The following is a 24989-nucleotide window of genomic DNA, read 5'->3' as shown; positions in this document are numbered from 1 at the left end:
TCAGCTCAGCCCTTCCGCCAGGGGACCCAGCGTGAGAACGGGGAAATAGGTGAGTGCGGTGACGATGACCGTCACGCCGACGAGGAGGCCGACGAACTGCGGCCGGTGGGTGGGCAGAGTGCCGGTGGTGGCCGGGACCCTGTCTTGCGCGGCGAGGCTTCCGGCGAGCGCGAGCACGAGCACGATCGGGATGAACCGGCCGAGCAGCATCGCGATGCCGAGTGCGGTGTTGAACCAGGGCGTGTTCGCGGTCAGGCCGGCGAACGCCGAGCCGTTGTTGTTCGACGCGCTCGTGAAGGCGTAGAGCACCTCGGACAGGCCGTGCACGCCGGGGTTCCAGATCGAGGTCGCCTCGACGTCGGCGCGCACGCCAGGGATCGCGAAGCTCAGGGCGGTGCCCGCGAGCACGAGGATCGGCGTGACCAGGATGTACAGGCTCGCGAGTTTGATCTCGCGCGGGCCGATCTTCTTGCCGAGGTACTCGGGCGTGCGGCCGACCAGCAGACCCGCGATGAACACCGCGATGACCGCGAGCACGAGCATGCCGTAGAGCCCCGACCCGACGCCGCCGGGCGCGACCTCGCCGAGCATCATGTTGAGCATCGGCAGCATGCCGCCGAGCGCGGTGTACGAGTCGAACATGCCGTTCACCGCGCCGGTCGACGTGAGCGTCGAGGTCGAGCCGAAGAGCGTCGTGCCGGGGATCCCGAAGCGCTGCTCCTTGCCCTCCATCGCGCCGCCCGCGAGCTCGGGCGCGGTGCCCATGCCCGCCGACTCGAGCAGTGTGACCGCCGTCAGTGAGAGGACGAAGAGCGTGGCCATGACCGCGAGGATCGCGTACCCCTGCCGGTCTGAGCCGACCATGCGGCCGAACGTGCGCGGCAGCGCGAACGGGATCGCGAGCATGAGCACGTTCTGGAACAGGCTCGTCCACGCGGTCGGGTTCTCGAACGGGTGCGCGGAGTTGGCATTGAAGAAGCCGCCGCCGTTCGTGCCGAGCAGCTTGATCGCCTCCTGCGAGGCGACCGGGCCGCCGGGCAGGTTCTGCGTGCCGCCCGTGAGCGTCGTGATCTCGGTGAATCCGGTGAAGTTCTGGATCACGCCGCCGATGAGCAGCACCATGGCGCCGAGGACCGAGAGCGGCAGCAGCAACCGGAAGGAGCCGCGGAACAGGTCGACCCAGACGTTGCCGATCGTCCCCGAGCGGCGACGCGCGAAGCCGCGGACGAGCGCGATCGCCACGGCGATGCCGACGGCCGCCGACACGAAGTTCTGCACCGCGAGGCCCGCGAGCTGCACGGTGTAGCCCATGGTCAGCTCGGGCGAGTACGACTGCCAGTTCGTGTTCGCGACGAAGCTCGCCGCGGTGTTGAACGAGAGCCCCTCCGGCACGGCCGGGAGGCCGAGCGAGTACGGCAGCCACGCCTGCAGGCGCTGCAGCAGGTAGACGAACAGCACGCCGACGACGCTGAACGCGAGCACACCGCGCAGGTACGCCGACCAGGACTGCTCGGTGCGCGGGTCGACGCCGACGAGCCGGTACAGGCCGCGCTCGAGTTTCCAGTCGCGGTCGGTCGTGAAGAGGCGCGCCATGTAGTCGCCCAAGGGCCGGCAGAGCACCGCGATGACGAGCGCGAGCGTGACCGCTTGGAGGACGGCGAACAGTGCCTCCATCAGAACCGCTCAGGCCGGACGAGGGCGTACACGAGGTAGGCGACGGCGGCGACGCCCAGCACGGCGGCGGCGAGCTCTGCGATGATCATCCCCGCTCCCCTCCCCTCAACGCTTCGCGTTGGGGCGAGCCTCCGGCGCGTGGGCCCAGCTTCTCGACCCCCTTCGCGATGAGGCCGACTAGGGCGAACGTCGCCGCGATCAGCAGGACGTAGACGAGGTCGAGCACGAGGACTCCAGACGGGGACCTTCCGTCGCCGCGAACGCGGCCGGCGGGCAGCTGAGATGCTGCGTGCTCGATGCAACTCCTCCCGCGAGCGGCCGCGGGCGATCCTCACCGTTCCCTAACGGGCGGGCTGCGGTTCCTTACTCGTCGCTGACGCGTGTCACGTCTCGTGCCGTTCGGCGGGCGGCCGGGCGAAGAGCTCGCTCCGCACTTCGGTGAGGTAGGGGCTCTGCCGGCGTGCCACGCCCAGCACCTCGCGGTCCATGGTCGCGGTGAGCAGGGCGCCGCCGTCGGGCTGCGCCTGGGCGAGGTGTTCGCCGAGCGGATCCGCGATCACGCTCCGGCCCACGTACTCGAGCGATCCGTCGGTGCCGTAGTGGTTCGCATAGGCGACGTAGACCCCGTTCTCCCACGCGCGGACCCGGATGAGGTGGTCGTTGACGAACCCGAACGGCTGCATCTGCGCCGTCGGCACGGCGACGAGGTCGGCGCCCGCGAGGGCGGCGGCGCGCACGGTCTCGGGGAACTCGACGTCGAAGCAGATCAGCAGCGCGACCCGGAAGCCGCGATAGTCCACGAGCGTCGTAGGCGTCGCTCCCTCGACGAACATGTCCCGGTCGAGTTGGCCGAACAGCTGGATCTTCCGATGCCGTCCGAGCACCGCGCCGGTCTCGTCGAAGAACCACGCCGAGTTCGCCACGCGTGCCGCCGAGGCATCCGGCCCGTCGAGGAGCTCGGGCCCGCTGGCGACGATCGCTACCCGGTGGTCCGCGGCGATCTCGCGGACCCGCTCGAGCGGCGCCTGCCGAGCCAGCTCGACGACCCGGTCGCTGATGTTGTACCCCGTCAGCAGCATCTCCGGCGTGACCAGGAGGTGGATGCCTCGGTCCGCGGCCTGCCCGGCCGCCTCGTCGACCGCCCGGAGATTCGCCTCGACGTCGCCCGGGATACTGCTCGCCTGCAGCACGGCGATCTTCAGCTCGTCGTCGGTGTTCGTCATGCCGCCTATTCGAGCACAGTTCACGCTGCGCCGGATCGCGGTGACCCCGACCGAGGTGTGCCTGATGACGCGCGCAGTCGTCTACACGACCTCCATGCGCTCGGGATCGGCGTCGAAGAGCCGGCCGTCAGCGCGACCGAGTCCGGTGATCGCTGCGACCTCGTCGGTTCGTCAAACGGTTTGGTCTATCAATTCGGCAGCAGGACGGCGCAGGGTGATTCACACGCTGGTAACGGATCGTTCGCTCCGCATTCGTGCGGCCTCCCTACGGTCGGGCCGATCCCCTTTCCAGACCGAAGGACAGCCGTGCCTCTCTCACGACTCCGGCGCCTCACGGGAACGATTGCGACGGCCACCGTGTGCGCCGTCGGATTCGCCCTGTTGACCGCGCCGACCGCCCACGCTGCGGCGCAGACCTCACCGCTGATCATCACCGAGATCGCTGCGGACAACGTCGGGGCTGACCACTTCGAGTACTTCGAGGTGCACAACACCACCGATCAGGCGATGAACCTCGCCGAGTCGGACATCGAGTTCTCGTACGTCACCCGCGAGAGCACCGACCTGGGCATCGGCACGAAGCTCGCGGTGGAGGGCGATCTCACGATCGCCGGCGGCGAGACCGTGGTCCTGTGGCTCAGCTACACGGCGGAGTCGGGCTCACCCGACTCGTTCCAGTACGAGATCGACGACTTCCGCGACCACTTCGGCATGGACCAGACGGCGCAGGTCGCCCGGATCACGGGCCAGCCGGGGATGGCCAACGGTGGATCGCGCGCGGTGCGCGTCGCGCAGGGCGACCAGCTGCTGTCGTACTCCTTCTACCCGACCGGTTCCATGGGGCCGGACGCCGTGACCCACTTCAGGCTCCCCGCCGACCCCTCGGCGCTCGGGATGGACGTGCTGGCGCAGCTCGCGCCGCCGTCGCCCGGCGTCGTCGACCCCGCGCAGCTCGTGCGGCCCGAGCCCGAGCCCGAGCCGAACCCCGAGCCCGGCCCCGCGTCGAACTGGCCGCTCATGGTCACCGAGATCGCGCCGGACAACGTCAGCCACGACCACTTCGAGTTCTTCGAGGTCGCGAACACCACCAACGAGCCGATCGATCTCGCCGAGGCCGGGTACTCGTTCGCGTACAGCTACGTGAACACGCCGGATCGCACGCGCGACATCCCGCTCGTCGTCGAAGACGAGACCCTCGTCGTCGACCCGCGTGAGATGGTCGTCTTCTGGCTGAGCTACACCGCGGGCAGCGTCGACTCGTACGCGAAGACCGAGGCGGACTTCCGTGCGCACTTCGGCATGGGCTCCGACGCGCGCATCGTCCGTGTGAGCGGCCAGAACGGCATCGCGAACGGCGGCGACCGCGGCATCCGCGTGCTGCAGGGCGACCAGATCGTCAGCTGGTCGCACGTCCCGGGCGGCGGCGTCGGTCAGGACCTCAGCGCGAACTTCCGGATCCCGGGCGACGTGCACACCAAGGGCATGGCCGTGCTCGAGACGCTCGCCACGCCGAGCCCCGGCGTGGTCGCACCCGAGGCGTTCACCGCTCCGCCCTTCACCCCCGAGCCCGACCCCACGATCGTCACCTCGCGCCTGCAGGTGACCGAGCTGATGCCCGACACGAGCAACGTCGACGGTGCCGACGCGTACGAGTTCATCGAGGTCTACAACGCGACCAGCGAGCCGATCGACTTCGCGGACTACACGATCAACTACCTGCACATGAACGGCGCCGAGGTGCTGTGGCCGGCGCAGCCGTCGGACGTCGTCATCCGCGGCGGGGGCACGCTCGTGCTCTGGATCAAGAACGGCGCCAACACCCACCTCACCGCCGCGGACTTCAACGCCGAGTTCGGCACCGACCTCACGCTCGGTGAAGACCTCGCCGAGATCTTCACGGGCGGCATGGCGAACAGCAGCCCGCGCGGCATCGAGATCATGACGAACACCGGGTACACCGTGAACCAGGCGCAGTACAACATGGTTGCGGGTGTCGATGACACGTTCCCCGACCGGAGCATCCGATACGGCATCGACGCGGCCGACCAGACCGTGCAGCGGCTGCTCGGACTCGACGCTCCGACGCCGGGCCGGGTGCAGGCGGACCAGGTTCCCGCGGGGCTCATGATCGAGGCGCCCGACACGACGCTCCCGGTCGTGGAGGACCGCGTCGCGGCCGAGATCGACCCGACCGTCGACTTCATCCCGGCGTTCCACATCACCGACGACGTCCAGGTGCGCACCGTCACGATGACGCTCACCAACGACGTCGACCCCGGGTCGCGCGTGCTGAACCTCATGCCCGGTGACGGCGATGTGTACAGCCATCGGGTGCACTGGGTCGACCTCGCCGGCAAGGCGTGGTTCGAGTACACGCTCGAGGTGAGCGACGGCACGAACACCTCCACCAGCGAGCCGCGCCGACTGCCGGTCGCCGGGGCCGAGACCGATCCCATCCGGTTCAACCTCGACGAGGGCCAGTACGTCGCGGGCGACACCCGCGTCGTCGCGGCCTCCGACGCCCACCCGACCGAGCTCGAGCTCACGATCGACGGCGAGGCCGTCGAGACCGAGCCCATGCTCGAGCGGGCACCGTACTTCGCGTTCGAGGCGGAGCGGGTCGACAACTACTTCAAGAACGGGGTCAAGGTCGGCGACGACGTCCTGCAGATCTTCGAGAAGGGCATCTACGTCGGCTCCGAGACCATCGTCACGCCGATCCCGCTCGAGTACATCGTCGAGGGCGATGAGCTCGTCGTGAGCATCTGGGCCGGCACGAAGGCGGCACCCGAGATCGACCTCGAGGAGAACAATGACGACTTCGGCGCGTTCGACCCGCGTCTGATCCTGCCCGACGGTCGCACGCTCATCCCTGCCGGGTACGAGGGCGGCGTCATCGAGATCGGTGACAGCGCCGGCAAGCTCGACTTCTACGAGGCCCGCTTCGAGCTGCCCGCCGACGCCTTCACCGGGCTGTCGCACACCTGGGCGACGGCCGCGGTGGCCGACGGGTCGTACGCGCTGACGGCCGCCGACGAGGTGCACACCGCCACCCGCACGGTGCACGTCGACAACACCGCGCCCGAGGTCAGTTCGTCGATCGTGGACGGGACGCCCTACCAGGGCACGATCCGGATCGAGGCCGACGTCACGGACGCGGGCGCCGGTGTGGCATCCGTCACCGCGACCCTCGACGGTGCAGCGATCGAGCTGCCCTACGAGACCTCGTCGCTCGAGCTCGCCCCCGGCGAGCACGTCCTCGAGATCGAGGCCACCGACCAGGTCGGCAACGCGGGCACCTACACGGTGAGCTTCACGACGTACGACGAGTACCCCTCGGCCGGCATCATCGGGCCGCTGGACGGCTCGGAGGTCGAGGCCGGTGACGTGTCGCTGCAGGCCCGCGTCGAGGACCCGACGGGCGACACCCTCCAGGTGTCGTTCCGCGAGGGCCACCGGCTCGAGCTCGGCGACGGCGCCGTGAAGTCCCACGCCGGCCTGGTCTCCGACGCCGCGACCACGGACCGCGGCCAGGCGCAGAGGCTGAGCCGCGAAGAGGTGCAGACCCTCGCCGGGGTCGACGGCCTCGCGACCGAGATCAGCTCGGACGAGCAGTTCCCGTTCCAGATGTTCGACGTGGAGGTGCCCGCGGGCACCGCCGACGACTCGCTCGTGCGCGTGGAATGGGCCGGTTCGGCGAACCCCGGCGCCCAGGTGATGCTCTACGCGCTCGACCCCACGGGCTCCTCGTGGATCGAGATCGACCGGCACCTCACGACCGGCGCCGAGGCGGAGGCCTTCGGTCTCGACGGGGTCGTGGAAGCGGGCACATACGCCCAAGACGGCCAGGTCACGTTCCTCGTCCAGCACTCGGAGGGCTTTGCCGGTGAGAACCTCACCGAGCGCGACTCGCCCGTGCAGCCCGCCCACCCGGACGACGTGCCCCGATCGCAGTACGACTTCACGTTCGGCTGGGAGTCCGACACGCAGTACTACAACGCGACGCACTACGAGCATCAGGTCTCGATCCACGACTACCTGCTCGATCGCCGCGAGGAGCTCAACCTGCAGTACGTCATCCACACCGGTGACATCATCGACAACCACACGGTGATGGAGCAGTGGACGAACGCCGACGCGCAGTACCTGCGCTTCGACGAGGCGGGGCTGCCCTATGGCGTGCTCGCGGGCAACCATGACGTGGGCTACGAGGTGGACTACTCGACGTACGGGCAGTTCTTCGGCGAGGCCCGCTACGCGGCCAACCCCTGGTACGGCGGCAGCTACGAGAACAACCGCGGTCACTACGACCTGATCTCGTCCGGTGGCATCGACTTCCTCATGCTCTACATGGGCTGGGGGCCGGCCGCCGCCGAGATCGCGTGGATGAACGAGGTGCTCGCGGCGCACCCCGAGCGCATCGCGATCATCAACCTGCACGAGAACCTGCTGCCGAGCGGTGGGCTCGGGCCGGTGCCGCAGCAGATCCAGGACGAGGTCGTCGCGCCGAACCCGAACGTGAAGATGGTCCTCTCCGGCCACTACCACGACGCGGCCACGCGTGCCGACACGTTCGACGACGACGGCGACGGCGTCGCCGACCGCACGGTGTACAACATGCTGTTCGACTATCAGGCGCTGCCGGAGGGCGGGCAGGGCTTCTTCCGGATGCTGCACTTCGACAACGAGACGCAGCAGATGCTGGTCCGCACGTACTCGCACTCGCTCGGCCAGTACAACTCCGACGACCCCGGCCTGGTCGGGCCGCCGGAGGACCCGTACGCGGACCAGGAGTTCGAGATCTCGTACGCGGACCTCGGCATCGCTCCGAAGACCCGGGCGCTCGCGACCGACGCCTTCTCGGCCGAGATCCTCACCACGAATGAGATCGCCGCCTTCGCGGACGTGCCGAGCGGATCCGTGCTGACGGCGACCTGGCCGCTGACCGAGCTCGGTGAGCACGGTTGGTATGTGCAGAGCGCCGACCCCTTCGGGGCCGTGGATTATTCCGGCGTGAGCCTGTTCACCGTGATCCCTGCGGCGGAGGTGCCTGTGGATCCGACGGATCCGGGCACGCCCGGTACGCCGGGAACGCCTGGTGGGCCTGGCGCGCCGGGCGCTCCGGGCTCGTCCCCGGCCGGCATCGGCGCGCCTGCCGGATCCGGCTCCGACGGCGAGCTCGCGAACACCGGATCGCCGATCGACGCGGCGGGCGCCTGGACCATCGGCGGCTTCGCGGCACTGGTGATGGCGCTCGGAGCGTGGTTGCTGCTCCGTCGGCGGAACAGTCACCGTCGTGATGGTGTGGAGTCACGCCCGGTCGCGTAGCGGCCAGGCGACGACGAGCGGCCGTCGTGGGGTGGGTGCGACCACTCCGCGGCGGCCGCTCAGCGCCGGCGCGGCGCGCTGGTCGACCAGATCGCGAGGGCGATGAGCGCCGGCTGGAAGAGGAGACGGATGCCTCGGGCGCGATCCGAGTCCAGGCCGAACGCGTCGCGCTTCTCGGTGAACTGCGCGATGTTCCCGGGGAAGACCGCGGCGAAGAACGCCGCGACGATCCATCCGATGCGGCGTCGCTCGCGCGGCAACGCGACGAGCGCGCCGCCCAGCCCGATCTCGACCGCGCCCGACGCCACCACGACGGCGTCCGCGTCGAGCGGCACCCAGGTCGGCACCTGGGCGCGGAACTCCTTCCGCGCCCAGAACAGGTGACTGACGCCCGCGAACACCAGCGCCGCGGCGAGGGCGACGCGTCCGATCGTGCGGGGCACGGTGCTCGCCGGAACGTCGTCGCGTGACATGGCCGCCTCCAGGGTGAGATTCGCCTTCACCCTACGCGACGGGCGCGCACGTGGTGTGCCGCGATCGCCCACGACGCAGCTCGACTCATCTCGCGCGTGCGGGCGCGGGGCCGGTGGACTCCCGGACCACGAGCTCGGGCTGGAACAGGTACTCCGTGCGTGACGCGCGGACTCCGTTCATCTCACCGGCACGGTGTGATCGCGGCCGTCGCCGCGGAGACGGAGATCTGCGAATGAGCGTCAGCGCGTCGATCGTCCATACTGTTCCCTAACCGCAATCGATTGGCGGGGAGGAAGGTGGCAGCGGTGAAGCGCCCCAGGACCGTGCTCGTCGGTGCCGCGCACTGGCACGCGCCCCTCTACATGGACGCACTGCGAACCCGGTTCGACCTCGTCGAGGTCGCCGAGGAAAGGGGGTCGGCAGGGGCCGACTCCGGTATCGATGTCGCGTTCGTGATGACCGCGCACGAACGGATGGCCGCGCAGGCCGCACACTTCATCGAGCGGGGCATCCCGGTCGTGCTGGAAAAGCCGGGGGCGTTGAACCTGGCCGACCTGCGGTCGCTCCGCGACCTGGCCCATCGGCACGGCGTGCCGGTGGCGGTACCGCTGGTACACCGCGCAGCCCCGTTCATGAGCGTCTTGCGGTCGATCGCGAGGCCCACGTATCTCACCGTCACCTACCTCGTCGGCCCGCCGCAACGGTACGTCGATGCGGAGTGCGCATGGATGCTCGACCCGGACTCCGGCGGCGGAGTCCTCGTCAATCTGGGCGCGCACTTCGCGGATGTCGCGACCGAGCTGTTCGGTGCACCGATCGCGTCAGTCCGCGCCGTCGGCCACCACGCGCTGCACCACCTGGACATCGAGGACCATGCGGTCATGATTCTGACCACCGAGGACGGACGCTCGGCAACCGTGGAGCTCGGGTACGTGTTTCCGTCTGCGGCGGCGAAACGTCATGTGAGTATGACTCTGGCGGGAGAGGACGGGTTCGTCAGCATCGGGGCCGGGGGCGACGTGTCGCTGACCCGCGCCGACGGCACCATCGAGCGAGCGCGGATCGACGTGGACAGTGACCTGTTGTTCCGGGATTTCGTTGCGGAGGTCGCGGAGTCGTTCGACGCAGGGTTCGCGGCGTTGCCGCAGATCGACGATCTCGTCGCAGCGATGGAGGTGGTCGACCTCGCGTATCGGGATATGCACGGCGATCGTGATCGGGGCCGGGCATGGGCGAGTTGAGCCTCCACGACGTCGCCAAGGCGGCCGGCGTGCACAGCTCCACCGTCTCCCGCGCGCTCTCGCGCCCGGAGGCGGTCAATGTCAAGACGCGCGAGCGGATTCTCCGGATCGCCGAGGAGCTCGGGTACCGCGTGAACCCGCTCGGGCAAGCCCTGCGTCGCAAGGCGAGCAATCTCGTTCCGCTCATCGTGCCCGACATCACCAACCCGTTCTACGGAGAGCTGGCCAAGGCGATCGCCGCGGTCGCCGGTCCGCGCGGCTATCAACTGGTGTTGTGCGTCACCGAGGGCGTCCCGGGGCAGACCAGTGCCTACCTCGCGTCGATGGATGCGTTGTTCTCGCCGTTCGCGATCGTCGCGCCCTCGACCAAGCTCGACGTCGACGCGCTCGGACAGGCGGCGCTCGCGAAGCGGCTGATCGTGATCGATCGCGTGCCTCCTGAGCTGGACGTGCCGACCGTGTTCATCGACAACCGGCTCGGCGTGCGGCTGTCGTTCGAGCATCTGCTCGAACTCGGCCACCGCGAGATCGCCTACCTCACCGGAACGGTCGGCACCTACTCCGGCCAGGAGCGCCTCGACGAGTTCCGCATCCTCGCGACGGCGCACGGACTCGCGCCGAGCGTCATCAACGGAGGATACGGGCCGGAAGCCGGTCGAGCCGCGGCAGAGCAGTTCTTGGCCCTCCCGTCGCGTCCGACGGCCGTGATCGCCTCGAACGACATGGCGGCGTTCGGTTTCATGTCGCAGGTGTCGGAGCGCGGCGTTCGAATCCCCGAGGACCTTTCCGTCACCGGCTTCGACGGCGTGGCGATCGGCGCGACCTTCAACCCGTCGATCACGACCGTGGCCCAGCCCCTCGCCGAGCTCGGCCGCCGCGCGATCGAGGTCGCCGAGCGGTTCGTCTCCACCGGCGTGATCGAGCACGAACTGCTCGTCCCGGAACTCCTGATCCGGCGATCGACGCGACGGCTGAAGTAGGTCGGACTCGCGTTCAGAGAATTCTCGACGCCCCTATTGATCTCTGATCGAACCGCTGCGTACAATCTTGCAAACGATTGCTAACAACGATTGCAGAAAGTATGTCAATGACGACTCGTTCTGGTCCTCTCCGCCTCGCCGGTCACACCCTCGGCACGCCGCAGTACTCCGCGGTCGACGCGATCGGGCTGTTCGCGCAGGCCGGACTCGATGGCGCCGAACTGATCTGGCAGGACGGCTACCTGAGCGCGATCCCGGAGACCGACAACGCCGGCCTGCTGGCCGACATCCGCCGCGCGAGCGCAGAGACCGGGCTTCCCGTCGTCGGGCTCACCCCGTACATGACGGGCATCAACTCCCTCGACGAGAGCGAACGCACCCGTGATGTCGAGCGGTTCGCGCGATGCATCGAGGATGCCGCCGCCCTCGGCGCCGGAGTCGTCCGCGTGTACGCGGGGGCCTACAGTCCGGACCAGCTCGACCAGCGGCCCCAGCTGTGGGAGCGGCTCGTTCGCTCGCTGGGCGAGCTCGCGCCGGTCGCGGGCGAGCACGGCGTCGTGCTCGCCGTCGAGAACCACTTCAACACGATGACCGTGTCCGCGCAGGAGACCATTCAGCTGATCGAGGCCGTACAGAGTCCCGCGGTGGAGATCCTGTACGACCAGGCCAACCTCACCTTCACCCACAACGAGGACTTCGCGCAGGCGATCGAGCTGCAGCGCGGACACATCGCGCACGTCCACGCCAAGGACCTCACGTTCGTCGATCCCGACCGTCCATTCTCCGCCTCCGCCGTGGCGAACGTCACGGGGGAAGAGCGTGCGGTGCGCTCACGCGTCATCGGTGACGGCGAGATGGACTGGGGGGCCATCGTCGCTGCGCTCCTCGCCGAGGGGTACGACGGCGTCATCTCCCTCGAGTACGAGTACCGGTGGCATCCCCAGGACCTGCCGGATCCCCTGGAGGGTTTCGCACGCGGCGCCGACAAGCTGCGCGAATACCTCGCACTCGCCGAAGCCCGCTGAATCACTCCATCTAGGAAGACGAGAAGATGACCACGACTCCGACCTCCGCCGCACCTGACACCGCGGAACTGCCGCCGAAGCCCTCGCGCGAGGCGAAGCGCCTGAGCCCAGCGGTCCGGTACACGCTGCCCACCGCCGCCTTCGTGGTGAGTATCGCGCTCTGGCAACTGATTGTCGTTGCCTTCAACATCCCGCCGTACATCCTGCCGGCGCCGACCATCGTGTTCGAGTCGTTCATCGAGGAGCTCCCCACCCTCTGGGACGCCTCCCTGGTGACGGGCTCGGAGGTGTTGCTCGGCTTCCTGCTCGCCGCCGTGATCAGCATCCCGCTGGCCTACCTGATCGCCTCGGTCCCGATCGTCGAGATCACGCTGTACCCGCTGATCGTGGTCCTGCAGACCATCCCGAAGATCGCTGTCGCCCCCCTGTTCATCGTGTGGTTCGGCTTCGGGATGTTGCCGAAGGTGCTCCTGACCTTCCTGCTGTGCTTCTTCCCGATCCTCGTTGACGCGCTCACGGGGTTCAAAGCCCTCGACCCACGGCTCCTCTACATCACCAAGTCGATGGGCGCGACGCGGATGCAGACCTTCTCCTACGTCCGGATGCCCGCCGCGCTGCCCTTCATCTTCTCCGGTCTGAAGGTCGCCATCGTGCTCGCCGTCACCGGCGCGATCGTCGCGGAGTTCGTCGGGTCCAGCGCCGGACTCGGCTACGTGCTGCTCCGCGCCTCGGCGAACCTCGACACCGCGCTCATGTTCGCGGTGCTCATCGCCCTGAGCATCATGGGCCTCGTCTTCGCCTATGCGGTCGAGTTCGCCGAACGGCTGGTCACCCCGTGGCAGCGCAAACATTGACCGGTCGCCCCATGCCATCCCGTACGCGCACCACCACGCACGCACCCACATCCACGAAAGGTTGAGTAATGTCTCGCACACTGCACGCAACGACGCGTCGAACTCGAATCGGCGCGACACTGATCGCCGGCGCCTCAGCACTGCTCCTGGCCGCATGTGCCGGCTCCCCCGCGGCACCGGAGGACGACCCTTCGGCCGCACCCGCTGATCTGACCGATGTCACGCTCACCCTCAACTTCCTGGCGGGCGGGCCGAACTCGGGTTTCATGGTCGCGCAGGAGAAGGGGTACTACGAGGAGGCGGGCCTCAACGTCACCATTCAGGAGGGTCAGGGTTCCGGGTCCACCGCGTCGCTCGTCGCCCAGGGCAACTCGGAGTTCGGCTTCGCCGACGGTCCGTCGGCGATGACCGTCGCCTCGCAGGGCGGCGACCTCGTCAACATCGGCCAGATCCTCCAGACCAACGGCTTCTCGACCATGTCGCTCGCCGATCAAGGCATTGAAGAGGTCGCAGATCTCGCGGGCAAGAGCGTCGGGGTGCAGCCGGGCACGGCGCAGTCGAGCCTGTTCGACGCGCTCCTCGCGGCGAACGGCGTGGACAAGGCGAGCGTCGAGGTCGTGAACATCGACCCGTCGGCGCTCGTCGGGTCATTGCTGCAGGGCAGTGTCGATGCCATCACCGCCGGTGCAGACAGCCAGGGCGTCCAGCTCCGTGAGCAGGGCGCCGACATCAACGAGATCATGTACCGCGACGCAGGCGTGCCCACCGTGGGTCTGTCGATGATCACGGCGCGCAGCTATGCCGAGGAGAACCCGGAGCTCGTCTCGGCGTTCGTCGAGGCATCCCTTCGCGGCTGGGACGACGCGCGCAACGACCCCGCTGAAGCGTCCGCCATCGTCGCTGAGCAGTTCCCCCAGGGCGCGGACACCGAGGCCATCGAGAAGCAGCTCGCCGTCGACATCGAACTCCTGTGCTCCGCCGGGTCGGAAGGTCTCGGCAAGGTCGCGCCGGAGACCTGGCAGGAGACCTACGACCTCCTCGTCGAGTACCTCGACCTTCCGACGAACGAGCCCATCGAGTTCTACTACACGAACGACTACCTGCCCGAGGAGCTGCCAGCATGCTGAGCCAGGACCGCCCGGCCGCCACGAACACCGTGACGGGCCTCGAGATCGCCGGTCGGCAGCTCTCGAGGGAGTTCCACACGAAGGACGGCGTGAACGTCGCACTGCAGCCGACGGACTTCACCATCGCGCCCGGGGAGTTCGTCAGCGTGGTCGGGCCGAGTGGCTGCGGGAAGAGCACCCTCATGCTCATGGTCGCAGGGCTCCTGCAGCCGACGAGCGGCCAGGTGCTGATCAACGGTGAGCCGTTGGCCCACGCGCTGACCGACGTCGGAATCGTCTTCCAGGACGACCTCCTGCTCGACTTCCGGACCGCGCGGGACAACATCCTCCTCCAGGGAAAGGTGCGCGGCCTCTCGCGTGACCAGCAGGAGGCCCGCACCGACGAGCTCATGGCGCAGCTCGGCGTCGACAAGGCGAAGAACCGATACCCCAACCAGCTGTCCGGCGGCATGCGGCAGCGCGTGTCGATCGCCCGCGCGCTCGTCCACGAGCCGTCGGTGCTGCTCATGGACGAACCCTTCGGCGCCCTCGACGCACTGACGCGCACCCAGATGCGGGTCGACCTCGAGGCGCTGTGGCTCGAGCGACCGAAATCGGTGCTGTTCATCACGCACAGCGTCGAGGAGGCGGTGGGTCTGTCCGATCGGGTGATCGTGATGGGCCCCTCGCCCGGACGGATCGTCGAGGAGATCGTCATCGACCTGCCCCGGCCGCGTCCGGTCCAGATGGGGGACGAGGAGGCGTTCGCCGAGTACTCGGGACAGATCTACGACATCTTCAAACAGCTCGGCGTGCTGCATGACTGAACCGCGGCCGCTTCGAGTCGGGCTGGTCGGGGCGGGCGTGATCGCCCGCCTCGCCCAGCTGCCGGTGCTCAGCGCCGACCCGACGGTGACGATCGCAGGGGTGGTCACCGCATCGCCCGACGAGTCGCACGAGACCGTGCGCCGCTGGCCGATCGAACGCGCCTACCCCGACGTCGACGCCATGATCGCCGACGCCCGGTTGGACGCGCTGTTCGTGCTCACCCCGAAGTCGGCGCACCGATCGTTCGTCGAACGAGGTCTGGCCGCGGGTCTCGACGTGTTCTGCGAGAAGCCCCTGGCAGCGAGCCTCGATGATGCGCAAGCGATGGTCGACGCCGCCGAACGTGCCCCGGGTGAGCTCATGGTCGGCCTGAACCGGCGCTTCGCCGAACTCTACGTCCGGGCGCGCGCCGAGTTCGCCGAACGCCGACCCGACTTCGTCGTGGGGCAGAAGCACCGGGTCGGAACCGAGTACCGAGCAACGCTCGAGAACGGCATCCATATGGTGGACCTGCTCCGGTGGTTCTGCGGCGAGGCCGTGGAGGTGACCGGAGCAGCGCGCGCCGACGACCCCTTCCGCGAAGACGGCGCCGCGGCCCTGATCCGCTTCGACTCAGGAGCCGTCGCCCTGTTCGCCGCGGCACGCACGGCGGGAGAGTGGGACGAGCGCCTCGAAGCGTACGGCGGTGGGACGAGCGTCCGGGTCGTCGCGCCCGACGAGCTCGAGATCAGCCGTGGCGGAGAGCGCACCCAACTGCACATGCGCCCGCGATCGGCAGGGTGGGCGGACCTCACGGAGACCGCCGGCTTCGCGCCCGCCGTCCGTCATTTCCTGCACTGCGTCCGCGCACGCGAGGCACCCCTCACCGGCGCACGCGAAGCGTTCCGATCGCAAGAGCTGATGGAACGCGTGCTCGCCGCGGCCGGACTCCCGATCCGGGACGCCACCTGAGGCCGAACGGCGTCGCGCCAGATCCGCTCCCCGAGCGCGAACCGAAATCACCAACCAACCCTACGAACACGAGGACACGCACATGACCAACCTGAAAGTCGGAATCTATCTGCCGAGCTTCGGCTACGCGAAGGACGGAATCGACCACGCGGAACGGCTTCGCCAATGGTGCATCCGCGCCGAGGAGCTCGGATTCGACTCGATCTGGGTGACGGACCACATGCTGCGTGCCCGCAACATGTACGCATACACCTGGATCGAGCCGCTCACCGCCCTGGCCTTCGCGGCCGCCGTGACCAAGAAGGTCACGCTCGGCACCGGCGTGCTGCTGCTGCCCCTCCGCCACCCCGTGCTGCTCGCCAAGACGCTCTCGAGCCTGCAGCAGATGTCGAACGACCGTTTCATCCTGGGCGCAGGCACCGGCTGGTACCACCCGGAGATGTACGCCATGGGCACCCTTCCCAAGGAGCGCGGCCGGCGCACGGACGAGGTGCTCGACATCACGCGCCGGCTCATGTCCGGCGAGGAGCTGACGTACGAGGGCAAGTTCTACTCGCTGAACGACGTGCACATCGAGCCCTCTCCCGTGCCGCTTCCCGTGTGGGTCGGCGGCGGCAGCCAGGTCTCCGGTGACCAGTCGGTGGAGAAGCCCGAGCTGAACCCCGCGGTGAAACGGCGCATCGTGAACTCCGACGGATGGTTCTCTCGGCCGAGCGCGCAGCCCGAGCAGGTCGCCGACGACTGGAAGCTGGTCGCGGAGGCGCTCGTCGAGGAGGGCAGGAACCCGGACGACATGGTCATCGCCCACGGGCAGTGGCTGCACCTCACCGAGGAGGACGACCCTGCGGCCGCCAGGAAGATCCAGCATCAGATGGCCGCCGAGGTCCTGGGTGACGGCCGCGACACGGAGCACCTCGAACGCTCCTACATGTTCGGGACGCTGGATGAAGTGGTCGCGCAGTGCCAGGCCAGGGTCGACGTCGGCGTCGAACACCTCATCATCCACCCCTACACCGACGACCCCGCGCAGCTCGAGCTGTGGGGCAGCGAGCTGCTGCCCAAGCTCAAGGCGATGCAGGTGTCGCGGCCGGTGCTGTGAACGCATCGAGCCCGGTCGGCGGGCGCGGGCCGGTTCCCGGCCTGCGCCACGTCGACCATGTGGGGGTGACGGTCCCGGACCTCGAAGAGGCGGTCGCCTTCTTCGTCGAGGTGCTCGGTGCCGAGGAGCTCTACCGGTCGACCCGCGGACCGGACGCGGGCTTCATTCCTGAGAACTTCGAGATGCCGGCGGATGCCTCGCTCACCCTGGCGATGCTCCGGATGCCGCCCAACCTGAACATCGAGGTGTTCGAATGGCGCGGCGCCGAGCTGAGAACGGATCGGCCCCGGCATGGGGATGCCGGCGGGCACCACCTCGCGTTCGTCGTCGACGACGTCGACGCCGCGGTCGCGCATCTGGAGCGGGTCCCCGGTGTCCGCATCCTCGGTGGGGTGAAGCAGGTGGCCGGCGACAGCCCACGCGTGGCCGGCAACCGATGGACCTATCTCGTCGCCCCGTGGGGGCTCATGATCGAACTCGTCGACCGATCGCGTGTGGCGGACCCGCCTCGCTTCGTCGGTCCCGAAGATTGGAAGGATCGATGACCGACAGGTTGCGGGTGGGAGTGGTCGGGGCCGGCAACATCGCCGCGATCGCGCAGCTGCCCTCGTTGGCGGGACGTGAGGATGTCGAGCTGACCGCGCTCGTCTCGCGGAGGCCCGACCCGTCGGATCTCGTGCAGCGATGGGGATTCCGTGCGGCGTACCACACGGTCGAGGCGATGCTCGACGCCGAGCGGCTGGACGCCGTGTTCGTCCTGACGCCACGATCCGAGCACGTGCACGGGGTGGAGTCGGCGCTCACCGCCGGGGTCGACGTGTTCTGCGAGAAACCGCTGGCCACCGCGACCGCCGACGCCGTGCGGCTCGCGGACCTGGCCGACGAGACGGGGCGTCTGCTGATGGTGGGGTTCAATCGTCGCTTCGCGCCGACGTACCAGGAGGGGCGCGCCGCGTTCGGTGACGCCGGGTCGACCTTCTGTGTCGCGCAGAAGAATCGCAACGGCTCGGAGTACCGGGCGACGTTCGAGAACTCGATCCACATGGTCGATTTGATGCGCTGGTACTGCGGCGGCGAGGTCGAGCAGGTCGCGGCGCATGCCGCCGGAGACGACCCCTGGCAGGAGGAGGGCACTGCGGCGCTGGTCCGGTTCGACAACGGCCACACCGGCGTGCTCATGGCGGCGCGGAACGCGGGCGGGTGGGAGGAATCGCTCGACGCGTACGGCGCGGCCACGTCGGTGCACATCGAAGCGCCCGACCGCATCGCCGTGACGCGGTCGGGAGAGACCGTCACGCGCGAGATGCGCGCCGAAGCCTTCGGATGGGCGACGGCCACCTCGACCTTCGGCTTCCGGGCCTCGGTCGATCACTTCCTCGAGTGCGTCCGTGACCGAACCCAGCCGCTCACGTCCGGCCGCGAGGCTGCGCGGACTCAGGAGCTGCTCGACCGCATCCTCGAGGTCGCCGGCCTGCCGACGGCCGAGCAACCCGGCAGGGCGTGGTCGAGCCACGCGGTGCGGTGAGTCATCCGCGGCCCGCCGTCCGGATCGCCTCCTCGAGCACGGCGAGATCGGGCTGCGGGCCGCTGTTGTCCAGCTCGAGGTGCACCGCGCCGTCCCAGGTGCATCGCACCCCCTGCATCATGGCCAGGTACTCGTCCCAGTGATCGAGCTTCCAGCGATCGCGCGACAGTCCGCGGGAGACCAGGCGTTCCCGCACGATGTGGTCGGCCGCGACGACGCGCACGACGAAGACGTCGCTCTCCGGCCAGCCGGACTCGGCCTTCGCGCGGCGCAGGTATGAGGCGTCCCCGAGAAACGCGAAGAAGGGGGCGTCGATCACGACCGGGATCCCGAGGCGAAGGTTGTCGGCCGCGGTGCGCATGAGCGCGGTGTACTCGGCCGGGAAGACGGCTTCACGGTAGTAGGCGCTGCTCTCCCGTTGCTGCGGATCCTCGCCGCGCTCGCGCAGCACCAACTCGGTGAGCGGGGTGACCATGGTGTCTTTGTCGAGGTATGCCGCGCGGAGCTCGCGCGCCGCCATCTTGCTGACGCTCGACTTCCCCGAGCCGGCGGTGCCGATGAAGATGATCGCCGTCGGGCGCATGCGCTCCATGATCGCATCCCGCCGATCAGGCGCGCGCTTGGGCGACCGCCGCGAGGAACCCGCGCGCTGCATCGACGACGCGGGTGTAGTCGCCGGTGCCGCGAGCGGCCTTCGTGATGGCGCTCCCGACCCCGACCGAGCACACGCCCGCCTCGAACCACTCCGCGACGTTCGCCTCGGTGACCCCGCCGGCCGGCGCGATGGGGACGCCGGCGAGGGGCGCGAGCACGGTCTTCACGTACGCCGGACCGACGAACTCGGCCGGGAACAGCTTCACGATGTCCGCGCCTGCGGTCACCGAGTCGACGATCTCCGTCGGCGTGAACGCGCCGCTCATGCTCACCGCCTGGTACCGCTGCGCGGTCGCGAGCATCTCGGGGTTCAGCTGCGGGCTGACCAGGAGCTCGGCCCCGGCCTGGATCGCCGCGAAGGCCGCCTGGCCGTCGAGCACGGTCCCAGCGCCGATCACGACGCCCTCATGACGGTGGCGGGATGCGAGCCGCTCGATCAGGCCGAGCGCGCCCGGGACCGAGTATGTGATCTCGAGGGCGCGGATGCCGCCCTCGATGGCGGCCTCGGCGACCGAATACGCCTCCTCCGGGTCATCGAGGCGGACGATGAGGACGACCCCGGTGTCGTCGATGGTCTTCAGGCGTTCCAGTTTGGTGAACATAAATGCACAGTTTAGTTCAAAAATGATCTAGCGTGGGGGTATGTCCACGCTGATTCCCGAGCAACGCCGACGCGTCCTGGAGGAGATCCTGCACTCGGAGGGCGTCGTGATCACTCGCGATGTGGCGGTGAAGCTCGGCGTCTCCGCGATCACCGTCCGACGCGACCTCGCCGAGCTGGAGCGTGCGGGAGTCGCATCCGCGGTGAGCGGCGGCGCGAGGCTGGCCTCTGGGCGGAGACCGCCGGAGGCCCGTGGTGAGCGGGCGATCCTCGAGACCGAGGAGAAGTGGGCCATCGCGGCCGCCGCCGCCGACCTGATCGAGGACGGCATGGCGATCTATCTCGATGCCGGGACGACGTGCGAGGCGATCGCGAGGAACCTCCGCGGCCGGTCGCGACTCACCGTGGTCACCTCGGACTTCTCGACGGCCGTGGCGCTGATGGGCGACCCCGGTGTGCGTACGATCCACACGGGCGGCGAGATCGACCCCGCGAGCGGCTCCAGCGCCGGCCTGTTCGCCGCGTCCACGGCGAGACGGATCAACACCGACCTCTGCTTCTTGAGCACCGGGGCGTGGGACCTGCGGCGAGGCGTATCCACCACGTCGGCGGACAAGGTCGCGGTCAAGATCGCGGCGGTCGAGTCGGCCGCGCGCTGCGTCCTGGTGGCGGGCAGCTCGAAGTACGGGGTCAGCGAGCGCTACCACGTCGCGCCGCTCGCCATGCTCGAGCAGGTGATCACCGACGACCGCTTGGGGACCGCCGCCCGGAGCGAGCTCGAGGCGGCGAAGCTCGAGATCACGTTCGCCCGACCGGCGGGCGCGAAGGGGCACGGTGTGCGCGCGCGAGCCGATTCCGGGGTGGACGAGGCGGGGTCCGAGTGACCGAGCGGCTCCCAGCCCTCGGCTCCGCGGTGCCCGGCGGGCGGGCGGGGGAGCCGGTGCGGGTCGGGTACTCCGCGATGCTCGAGCAGTTCACCCCGTCAGAGGCGGTCGCGCTCGCCGAGCTCGCCGAGCAGCACGGGTTCTCCGGGGTCATGGCGACCGATCATTTCCAGCCGTGGCTGCCGCAGCATGGACAGTCCGCGCACGTCTGGAGCGTGCTCGGCGCGCTGGGTGCACGCACGCAGGGCGACTTCGGGCCGGGTGCCGCGACGCCGACCTTTCGTACCCACCCCGCCGTCGTCGCCCAGGCCAGCGCGACGCTCGCCGCCATGTACCCGGGCCGTCACTGGCTCGGTATCGGCTCAGGCGAGGCGCTCAACGAGCACGTCGTGGGCGGCTACTGGCCTGAGGCGCCTGAGCGCATCAACCGCATGTTCGAAGCGATTCACATGATCCGGAAGCTCTTCGTGGCCTCCCTCGCCGGACGGGATGTGCGGCATGCCGGCCCGGCCTTCAGGCTCGAATCCGCACGCCTCTGGACGATGCCGGTCACGCCCCCGGAGATCCTGGTCGCCACGGCGGGCCCCGTCACGGCGCGGCGGGCGGGGAAGGTGGCCGACGGGCTGATCACGTCGAACGGGCCCGTCGATCGGCTCGACGAGGTGCTGACGCGGTTCCGCGACGGTGCCCGTGAAGCCGGTCGGGACTCGGCCACGATGCCGAAGGTGCTGCAGCTCCACCTCTCGTGGGCGGCGACCGACGAAGAGGCGATGCGGAACGCGATCGCCGAGTGGCCGGTCGCGGGTATGCGCATGGGGCGCGGCGACATCCGCTCACCGTTCGAGTTCGCGCAGCTCGCGCGCACGGTGCGGCCCGCGGATTTCGAGGGCCGCATGGTCGTCTCGGCCGACCCGGACCGTCACCGGGCCGAGATCCAGCGCCACCTCGACCTCGGCTTCGACCGCGTCTACCTGCACAACACGAGTCGCAACCAGGCGGACTGGCTCGAGGTGTTCGGCCGTGAAGTGCTTCCGAGGCTGAGGGCATGACGGCCGCGAGTGGGAGCGGCCGACGCATGAACCGCTGGACACTGGTGATCCCGGTCAAGGCCCTCGCGACGGCCAAGTCGCGGCTCGCGCCGACCGTGTCGCCGACCGCGCGCCTCGCGCTGGCTCGAGCGTTCGCCCTCGACACCATCGAGACGGCGCGCGCCGCGCGGAGCATCGACAGGATTCTCGTCGTGACGGGCGACGCCGACCTCCATACGCACCTCGCCGACGGCGTCGAGGTGCTGCACGAGGTACCCGGCGCGGGGCTCGCCTCCGCGATCGAGACCGGCATCGCCGCGGCCCGCAGCGGGAGCGACATCGCCGTCGCCGTCATGCTCGGCGATCTCCCGGCGATACGAGCCGACGGGCTCGATTCGGCGCTCGCCGCCGCAGCGCGGTATCCGCTCGCGTTCGTGCGCGATGCCGACGGCACGGGCACGACCCTCGCGACCGCGCGCGCCGGGGAGCCGTTCGCGCCGGCGTTCGGCGACGGATCCGCCGCGCGGCACCTCGGCGCGGGCTTCACCGATCTCGTGACGGTGGAACGCCCTGCGATCGTCCCGGGTGTGCGCGCGGACGTCGACACACTCGACGCACTCGAGCAGGCGCTGCGCCTCGGCGTCGGGTCACGCACGGCTGAAGCCGTCACGGCGCTCGCCGAGGGTGTGCGTTCCCACAGGCTGACCATCGCCCGCAACAGAAAGGTACGACCATGACCCTCACGCTCGGGTACAAGGCCTCCGCGGAGCAGTTCGCTCCCCGGGAGCTCGTCGAGCTCTCGGTGGCCGCCGAGGCACACGGCTTCGAATCCGTCGCGGTGAGCGACCATTTCCAGCCCTGGCGACATCAGGGCGGGCATGCGCCGTTCTCCCTGGCCTGGATCGCGGCGGTCGGCGAGCGCACCTCGACCATCCGGATCGGCACCTCGGTGATGACGCCGACGTTCCGCTACAACCCCGCGGTCATCGCGCAGGCGTTCGCGACGCTCGGATGCCTGTACCCGGGCCGGATCATGCTCGGGGTCGGCTCCGGTGAAGCGCTCAACGAGATCGCGACGGGGTTCCGCGGCGCGGGCGAGCAGAACTGGCCTGAGTTCCGCGAGCGGTTCGGTCGCTTGCGGGAGTCGATCCGGCTCATGCGCGAACTCTGGTCGGGCGACCGTGTGAGCTTCGACGGCGAGTACTACTCCACGCACGACGCGTCGATCTACGACCGGCCGGAGGGTGGCGTGCCGATCTACATCGCGGCCGGAGGGCCGACCGTCGCGAAGTACGCGGGCCGCGCCGGCGACGGCTTCATCTGCACGTCGGGCAAGGGCATGGAGCTCTACACCGAGCAGCTCCTGCCTGCGGTGAAGGAAGGGGCCGAGGCATCCGGCCGCGCCCTCACCGACGTCGACCGCATGATCGAGATCAAGCTCTCGTACGAAGAGACGGAGGAGGCCGCGCTCGAGAACACCCGTTTCTGGTCGCCGCTGTCGCTCTCGAAGGAGCAGAAGCACGACATCACCGACCCGGTCGAGATGGAGCGCGCGGCCGATGCGCTGCCGATCGAGCAGATCGCCAAGCGCTGGATCGTCGGCACCGAGCCCGACCGGGTGGTCGCCGAGATCGCGAAGTATGTGGACGCCGGCTTCAACCATCTCGTGTTCCACGCGCCGGGGAACGATCAACGCCGGTTCATGGCGCTGTTCGAACGGGATCTCGCGCCGCGGCTGCGCGCGCTCGGCTGAGCCGCGCAGTCTCACGACTCCCGGGTGGGCGGTCGCCGTGCGCGTGTGGAGCACGCACGACGACCGTCCGCTCGGGTTCCGGCGTGACGCGACGCAGCCTGCGTCGCGCACCGCTCCGCGTCCGCCCACGCGCTGTAGTTGAACGATAGTTCTACTTGTACTATCGTCCAACTACATTGACGGTGGGTGCTGAGGAGGTGTGGTCGATGCCTGGAGGCGTGCGGAAGTGGGCGGGGCTCGCGCTCCTCGCCCTCCCGACGGTCTTGCTCGGTCTCGACGTGACGGTGTTGTACCTGGTTGCGCCGAGCGTGGCGGCCGACCTCTCGCCCTCCGGGACACAGCTGCTGTGGATCATGGACGCGTACGGCTTCTTCATCGCGGGGTTCCTGATCACGATGGGCACCCTGGGTGACCGCATCGGCCGGCGCCGCCTGCTGATGATCGGCATGGTCGCGTTCGCGGCGGCATCCGTGTGTGCCGCATTCGCGCCCACCGCCGGGCTGCTCATCCTCGCGCGCGCCCTGCTGGGGATCGCGGGTGCGACCCTGATGCCGTCGACGCTCTCCCTGGTCTCGAACATGTTCCCGGAAGCGCGTGAGCGGGCCGTCGCGATCGGTGTCTGGGCCACCATGTTCGCCCTCGGGATGGCCGCGGGGCCGATCGTCGGTGGCGTGCTGGTCGACGCCCTCTGGTGGGGAGCGCCCTTCCTGCTGGCCGTGCCCGTCGCGATCGTCGTGCTGATCGGCGCGCGCGCCCTGCTGCCCGAGTACGCCGACCCCGGAGCAGGTCAACTCGATCTCGTCAGCGTGGCGTTGTCGCTCGGGTCGATCCTGCCCGCGATCTACGCCGTGAAACACCTCGCGGCCTCCGAGGCGGACGGGCAATCGTTGGCGTTCGCCGCGATGAGTCTGGTCGCCGGTCTGCTGTTCATCCGCCGTCAGCGCCGCCTCGCTCACCCGCTGCTCGACCTGGCACTGTTCACGAACCGCGCCTTCAGCGCGGCCCTCGTCGTGCTGCTGATCGGCTTGGTCGGCGTCGGCGGTTCCATGTACCTGGTGACGCAGTACCTCCAGCTCGTCGAGGGACTCAGCCCGTTCGCGGCGGGGCTGTGGATGGGCCCGCCGGCTCTCGCGATGTTCGCCGTGGCCATCGGAGCCCCGGTGATCGCCCGGCGCATCCGGCCGGGCGTCGTGATGGGCGTGACCCTCGGGATCTCGCTGATCGGCTACGGGATGCTCGCGAGCGCGGGACTCGATGACGAGTTGCACGTCGCCGTCGGGTTCGCCTTCGTCTATCTCGGGCTCGGGGCGATCGCGGCGTTGGGCACCGACATCGTCATCGGCGCCGTTCCGGCGTCGAAGTCCGGCTCGGCGGCTGCGCTGTCCGAGACGGTCCAGGAGCTCGGCATCGCCGTCGGGGTCGCCCTTCTCGGCAGCCTGACGACGGGGATCTACCGCCGTCGGATCGACGACGTCCCGGCGGGCCTCGATGCCGACGCGGCCGACGCGCTGAGCGACAGCCTCAACGCGACGATCTCGATCGCCGATGCCCTTCCCGCCCAGTCGGTGGAGTCGGCGCGGCTGGCCTTCACCACGGGGCTGAACACGGCCGCGCTGGTCGCCGGCGTCGCGATCGCGCTGGCGACCGTGCTGTGCTTCCGGCTGCTTCGGCACGTGCCCCGGCTCGAGCTCGTCCGGGAGGGCGACACCGGCAGGTGAACGATGCGCCGACTATCCTGATGGGAGGCGCAAGGAGGGATCC

At 69.3% G+C, this 24989-nt stretch carries 22 protein-coding genes; 16 read left to right on the top strand and 6 right to left on the bottom strand.

Annotation, left to right across the window (positions count from 1 at the left end):
• From kdpA to QU602_RS18145, 3 genes are all read right to left on the bottom strand, one after another.
• Positions 1 to 1674, bottom strand: coding sequence for a potassium-transporting ATPase subunit KdpA (kdpA, locus tag QU602_RS18155; protein WP_308797855.1), 1674 nt, complete (start codon positions 1672 to 1674; stop codon positions 1 to 3).
• Entirely contained in the window at positions 1674 to 1763 is a 90-nt protein-coding gene (gene kdpF, locus QU602_RS18150) for a K(+)-transporting ATPase subunit F (protein WP_308797854.1), read from the bottom strand. The genes kdpA and kdpF overlap by 1 nt, the downstream gene beginning before the upstream one ends.
• Before the next feature lie 294 nt (positions 1764 to 2057).
• Positions 2058 to 2897: a carbon-nitrogen hydrolase family protein gene (locus QU602_RS18145; RefSeq protein WP_308797853.1), complete on the bottom strand. Its 840-nt coding sequence runs from the start codon at positions 2895 to 2897 to the stop codon at positions 2058 to 2060.
• Between the two features lie 306 nt (positions 2898 to 3203).
• Between QU602_RS18145 and QU602_RS18140 the strand changes: the two genes are divergently transcribed.
• Positions 3204 to 8225 (top strand): metallophosphoesterase, encoded by a 5022-nt coding sequence (locus QU602_RS18140; RefSeq protein ID WP_308797852.1) that lies wholly within the window; start codon positions 3204 to 3206, stop codon positions 8223 to 8225.
• 59 nt (positions 8226 to 8284) lie between these two features.
• Here the strand turns inward: QU602_RS18140 and QU602_RS18135 are convergent, their stop codons facing one another.
• Positions 8285 to 8698: a DoxX family protein gene (locus tag QU602_RS18135; protein WP_308797851.1), complete on the bottom strand. Its 414-nt coding sequence runs from the start codon at positions 8696 to 8698 to the stop codon at positions 8285 to 8287.
• Between the two features lie 324 nt (positions 8699 to 9022).
• Here QU602_RS18135 and QU602_RS18130 point away from each other — a divergent pair, with 324 nt between their 5' ends.
• The 10 genes from QU602_RS18130 to QU602_RS18085 all read left to right on the top strand — a co-directional run bounded on the left by QU602_RS18130 (position 9023) and on the right by QU602_RS18085 (position 18308).
• Positions 9023 to 9940 carry a Gfo/Idh/MocA family protein gene (locus QU602_RS18130; protein ID WP_308797850.1) on the top strand — a complete coding sequence of 306 codons (918 nt, stop codon included), beginning with the start codon at positions 9023 to 9025 and terminating at the stop codon, positions 9938 to 9940.
• Positions 9928 to 10920: a LacI family DNA-binding transcriptional regulator gene (locus QU602_RS18125; RefSeq protein WP_308797849.1), complete on the top strand. Its 993-nt coding sequence runs from the start codon at positions 9928 to 9930 to the stop codon at positions 10918 to 10920. Before QU602_RS18130 ends, QU602_RS18125 begins: the two co-directional genes overlap by 13 nt.
• 107 nt (positions 10921 to 11027) lie before the next feature.
• On the top strand, positions 11028 to 11945 hold the full coding sequence (locus QU602_RS18120; RefSeq protein ID WP_308797848.1) for a sugar phosphate isomerase/epimerase family protein: 918 nt from the start codon (positions 11028 to 11030) through the stop codon (positions 11943 to 11945).
• Positions 11946 to 11971: 26 nt separating this feature from the next.
• The gene (locus QU602_RS18115) at positions 11972 to 12799 is read left to right on the top strand and encodes an ABC transporter permease (protein ID WP_308797847.1); all 828 of its coding nucleotides are present in this window, start codon (positions 11972 to 11974) and stop codon (positions 12797 to 12799) included.
• Positions 12800 to 12867: 68 nt separating this feature from the next.
• Positions 12868 to 13926 (top strand): ABC transporter substrate-binding protein, encoded by a 1059-nt coding sequence (locus tag QU602_RS18110; protein WP_308797846.1) that lies wholly within the window; start codon positions 12868 to 12870, stop codon positions 13924 to 13926.
• Positions 13920 to 14732, top strand: a complete 813-nt coding sequence (locus tag QU602_RS18105; RefSeq protein WP_308797845.1) for an ABC transporter ATP-binding protein — start codon at positions 13920 to 13922, stop codon at positions 14730 to 14732. Before QU602_RS18110 ends, QU602_RS18105 begins: the two co-directional genes overlap by 7 nt.
• On the top strand, positions 14725 to 15684 hold the full coding sequence (locus QU602_RS18100) for a Gfo/Idh/MocA family protein (protein WP_308797844.1): 960 nt from the start codon (positions 14725 to 14727) through the stop codon (positions 15682 to 15684). Before QU602_RS18105 ends, QU602_RS18100 begins: the two co-directional genes overlap by 8 nt.
• 82 nt (positions 15685 to 15766) lie before the next feature.
• Positions 15767 to 16783 carry an LLM class flavin-dependent oxidoreductase gene (locus QU602_RS18095; RefSeq protein ID WP_308797843.1) on the top strand — a complete coding sequence of 339 codons (1017 nt, stop codon included), beginning with the start codon at positions 15767 to 15769 and terminating at the stop codon, positions 16781 to 16783.
• A 65-nt stretch (positions 16784 to 16848) separates the two neighbouring features.
• Complete coding sequence (locus tag QU602_RS18090; protein ID WP_373692851.1) at positions 16849 to 17328, top strand: VOC family protein; 480 nt, start codon at positions 16849 to 16851, stop codon at positions 17326 to 17328.
• Positions 17325 to 18308 carry a Gfo/Idh/MocA family protein gene (locus QU602_RS18085; RefSeq protein WP_308797841.1) on the top strand — a complete coding sequence of 328 codons (984 nt, stop codon included), beginning with the start codon at positions 17325 to 17327 and terminating at the stop codon, positions 18306 to 18308. The genes QU602_RS18090 and QU602_RS18085 overlap by 4 nt, the downstream gene beginning before the upstream one ends.
• 1 nt (position 18309) lies before the next feature.
• On the opposite strand, the gene QU602_RS18080 is transcribed toward QU602_RS18085, so the two are convergent.
• Together QU602_RS18080 and QU602_RS18075 are read right to left on the bottom strand one after the other, a co-directional pair.
• A complete protein-coding gene (locus QU602_RS18080; protein ID WP_308797840.1) occupies positions 18310 to 18900 on the bottom strand; it encodes an AAA family ATPase in 591 nt (196 codons plus the stop codon).
• Positions 18901 to 18916: 16 nt separating this feature from the next.
• Positions 18917 to 19564 (bottom strand): bifunctional 4-hydroxy-2-oxoglutarate aldolase/2-dehydro-3-deoxy-phosphogluconate aldolase, encoded by a 648-nt coding sequence (locus QU602_RS18075; RefSeq protein ID WP_308797839.1) that lies wholly within the window; start codon positions 19562 to 19564, stop codon positions 18917 to 18919.
• A gap of 40 nt (positions 19565 to 19604) precedes the next feature.
• Between QU602_RS18075 and QU602_RS18070 the strand changes: the two genes are divergently transcribed.
• The 5 genes from QU602_RS18070 (at position 19605) to QU602_RS18050 (ending at position 24946) form a co-directional block, all read left to right on the top strand.
• A complete protein-coding gene (locus QU602_RS18070; protein WP_308797838.1) occupies positions 19605 to 20447 on the top strand; it encodes a DeoR/GlpR family DNA-binding transcription regulator in 843 nt (280 codons plus the stop codon).
• 77 nt (positions 20448 to 20524) lie between these two features.
• Positions 20525 to 21496: a TIGR03557 family F420-dependent LLM class oxidoreductase gene (locus tag QU602_RS18065; RefSeq protein ID WP_373692953.1), complete on the top strand. Its 972-nt coding sequence runs from the start codon at positions 20525 to 20527 to the stop codon at positions 21494 to 21496.
• Positions 21493 to 22212 (top strand): 2-phospho-L-lactate guanylyltransferase, encoded by a 720-nt coding sequence (gene cofC / locus QU602_RS18060; RefSeq protein WP_308797836.1) that lies wholly within the window; start codon positions 21493 to 21495, stop codon positions 22210 to 22212. The genes QU602_RS18065 and cofC overlap by 4 nt, the downstream gene beginning before the upstream one ends.
• Positions 22209 to 23228 (top strand): glucose-6-phosphate dehydrogenase (coenzyme-F420), encoded by a 1020-nt coding sequence (gene fgd, locus QU602_RS18055; protein WP_308797835.1) that lies wholly within the window; start codon positions 22209 to 22211, stop codon positions 23226 to 23228. Before cofC ends, fgd begins: the two co-directional genes overlap by 4 nt.
• A 155-nt stretch (positions 23229 to 23383) precedes the next feature.
• Entirely contained in the window at positions 23384 to 24946 is a 1563-nt protein-coding gene (locus QU602_RS18050) for an MFS transporter (protein WP_308797834.1), read from the top strand.
• The last annotated feature ends 43 nt before the right edge of the window (positions 24947 to 24989 follow it).

It is taken from the genome of Agromyces protaetiae, from assembly GCF_030866785.1.
Classification (GTDB): Bacteria; Actinomycetota; Actinomycetes; order Actinomycetales; family Microbacteriaceae; genus Agromyces; species Agromyces silvae.
The sequence above is the reverse complement of the archived record's forward strand: the minus strand, read 5'-3'. Positions and strand labels throughout refer to the sequence as shown.

Coding starts and splice junctions, on each gene's coding strand:
- kdpA (WP_308797855.1), bottom strand. CDS start 1,674: ATGGAGGCACTGTTCGCCGTCCTCCAAGCGGTCACGCTCGCGCTCGTC.
- kdpF (WP_308797854.1), bottom strand. CDS start 1,763: ATGATCATCGCAGAGCTCGCCGCCGCCGTGCTGGGCGTCGCCGCCGTC.
- QU602_RS18145 (WP_308797853.1), bottom strand. CDS start 2,897: ATGACGAACACCGACGACGAGCTGAAGATCGCCGTGCTGCAGGCGAGC.
- QU602_RS18135 (WP_308797851.1), bottom strand. CDS start 8,698: ATGTCACGCGACGACGTTCCGGCGAGCACCGTGCCCCGCACGATCGGA.
- QU602_RS18125 (WP_308797849.1), top strand. CDS start 9,928: ATGGGCGAGTTGAGCCTCCACGACGTCGCCAAGGCGGCCGGCGTGCAC.
- QU602_RS18120 (WP_308797848.1), top strand. CDS start 11,028: ATGACGACTCGTTCTGGTCCTCTCCGCCTCGCCGGTCACACCCTCGGC.
- QU602_RS18115 (WP_308797847.1), top strand. CDS start 11,972: ATGACCACGACTCCGACCTCCGCCGCACCTGACACCGCGGAACTGCCG.
- QU602_RS18110 (WP_308797846.1), top strand. CDS start 12,868: ATGTCTCGCACACTGCACGCAACGACGCGTCGAACTCGAATCGGCGCG.
- QU602_RS18105 (WP_308797845.1), top strand. CDS start 13,920: ATGCTGAGCCAGGACCGCCCGGCCGCCACGAACACCGTGACGGGCCTC.
- QU602_RS18100 (WP_308797844.1), top strand. CDS start 14,725: ATGACTGAACCGCGGCCGCTTCGAGTCGGGCTGGTCGGGGCGGGCGTG.
- QU602_RS18095 (WP_308797843.1), top strand. CDS start 15,767: ATGACCAACCTGAAAGTCGGAATCTATCTGCCGAGCTTCGGCTACGCG.
- QU602_RS18085 (WP_308797841.1), top strand. CDS start 17,325: ATGACCGACAGGTTGCGGGTGGGAGTGGTCGGGGCCGGCAACATCGCC.
- QU602_RS18080 (WP_308797840.1), bottom strand. CDS start 18,900: ATGGAGCGCATGCGCCCGACGGCGATCATCTTCATCGGCACCGCCGGC.
- QU602_RS18075 (WP_308797839.1), bottom strand. CDS start 19,564: ATGTTCACCAAACTGGAACGCCTGAAGACCATCGACGACACCGGGGTC.
- QU602_RS18070 (WP_308797838.1), top strand. CDS start 19,605: ATGTCCACGCTGATTCCCGAGCAACGCCGACGCGTCCTGGAGGAGATC.
- QU602_RS18065 (WP_373692953.1), top strand. CDS start 20,525: ATGCTCGAGCAGTTCACCCCGTCAGAGGCGGTCGCGCTCGCCGAGCTC.
- cofC (WP_308797836.1), top strand. CDS start 21,493: ATGACGGCCGCGAGTGGGAGCGGCCGACGCATGAACCGCTGGACACTG.
- fgd (WP_308797835.1), top strand. CDS start 22,209: ATGACCCTCACGCTCGGGTACAAGGCCTCCGCGGAGCAGTTCGCTCCC.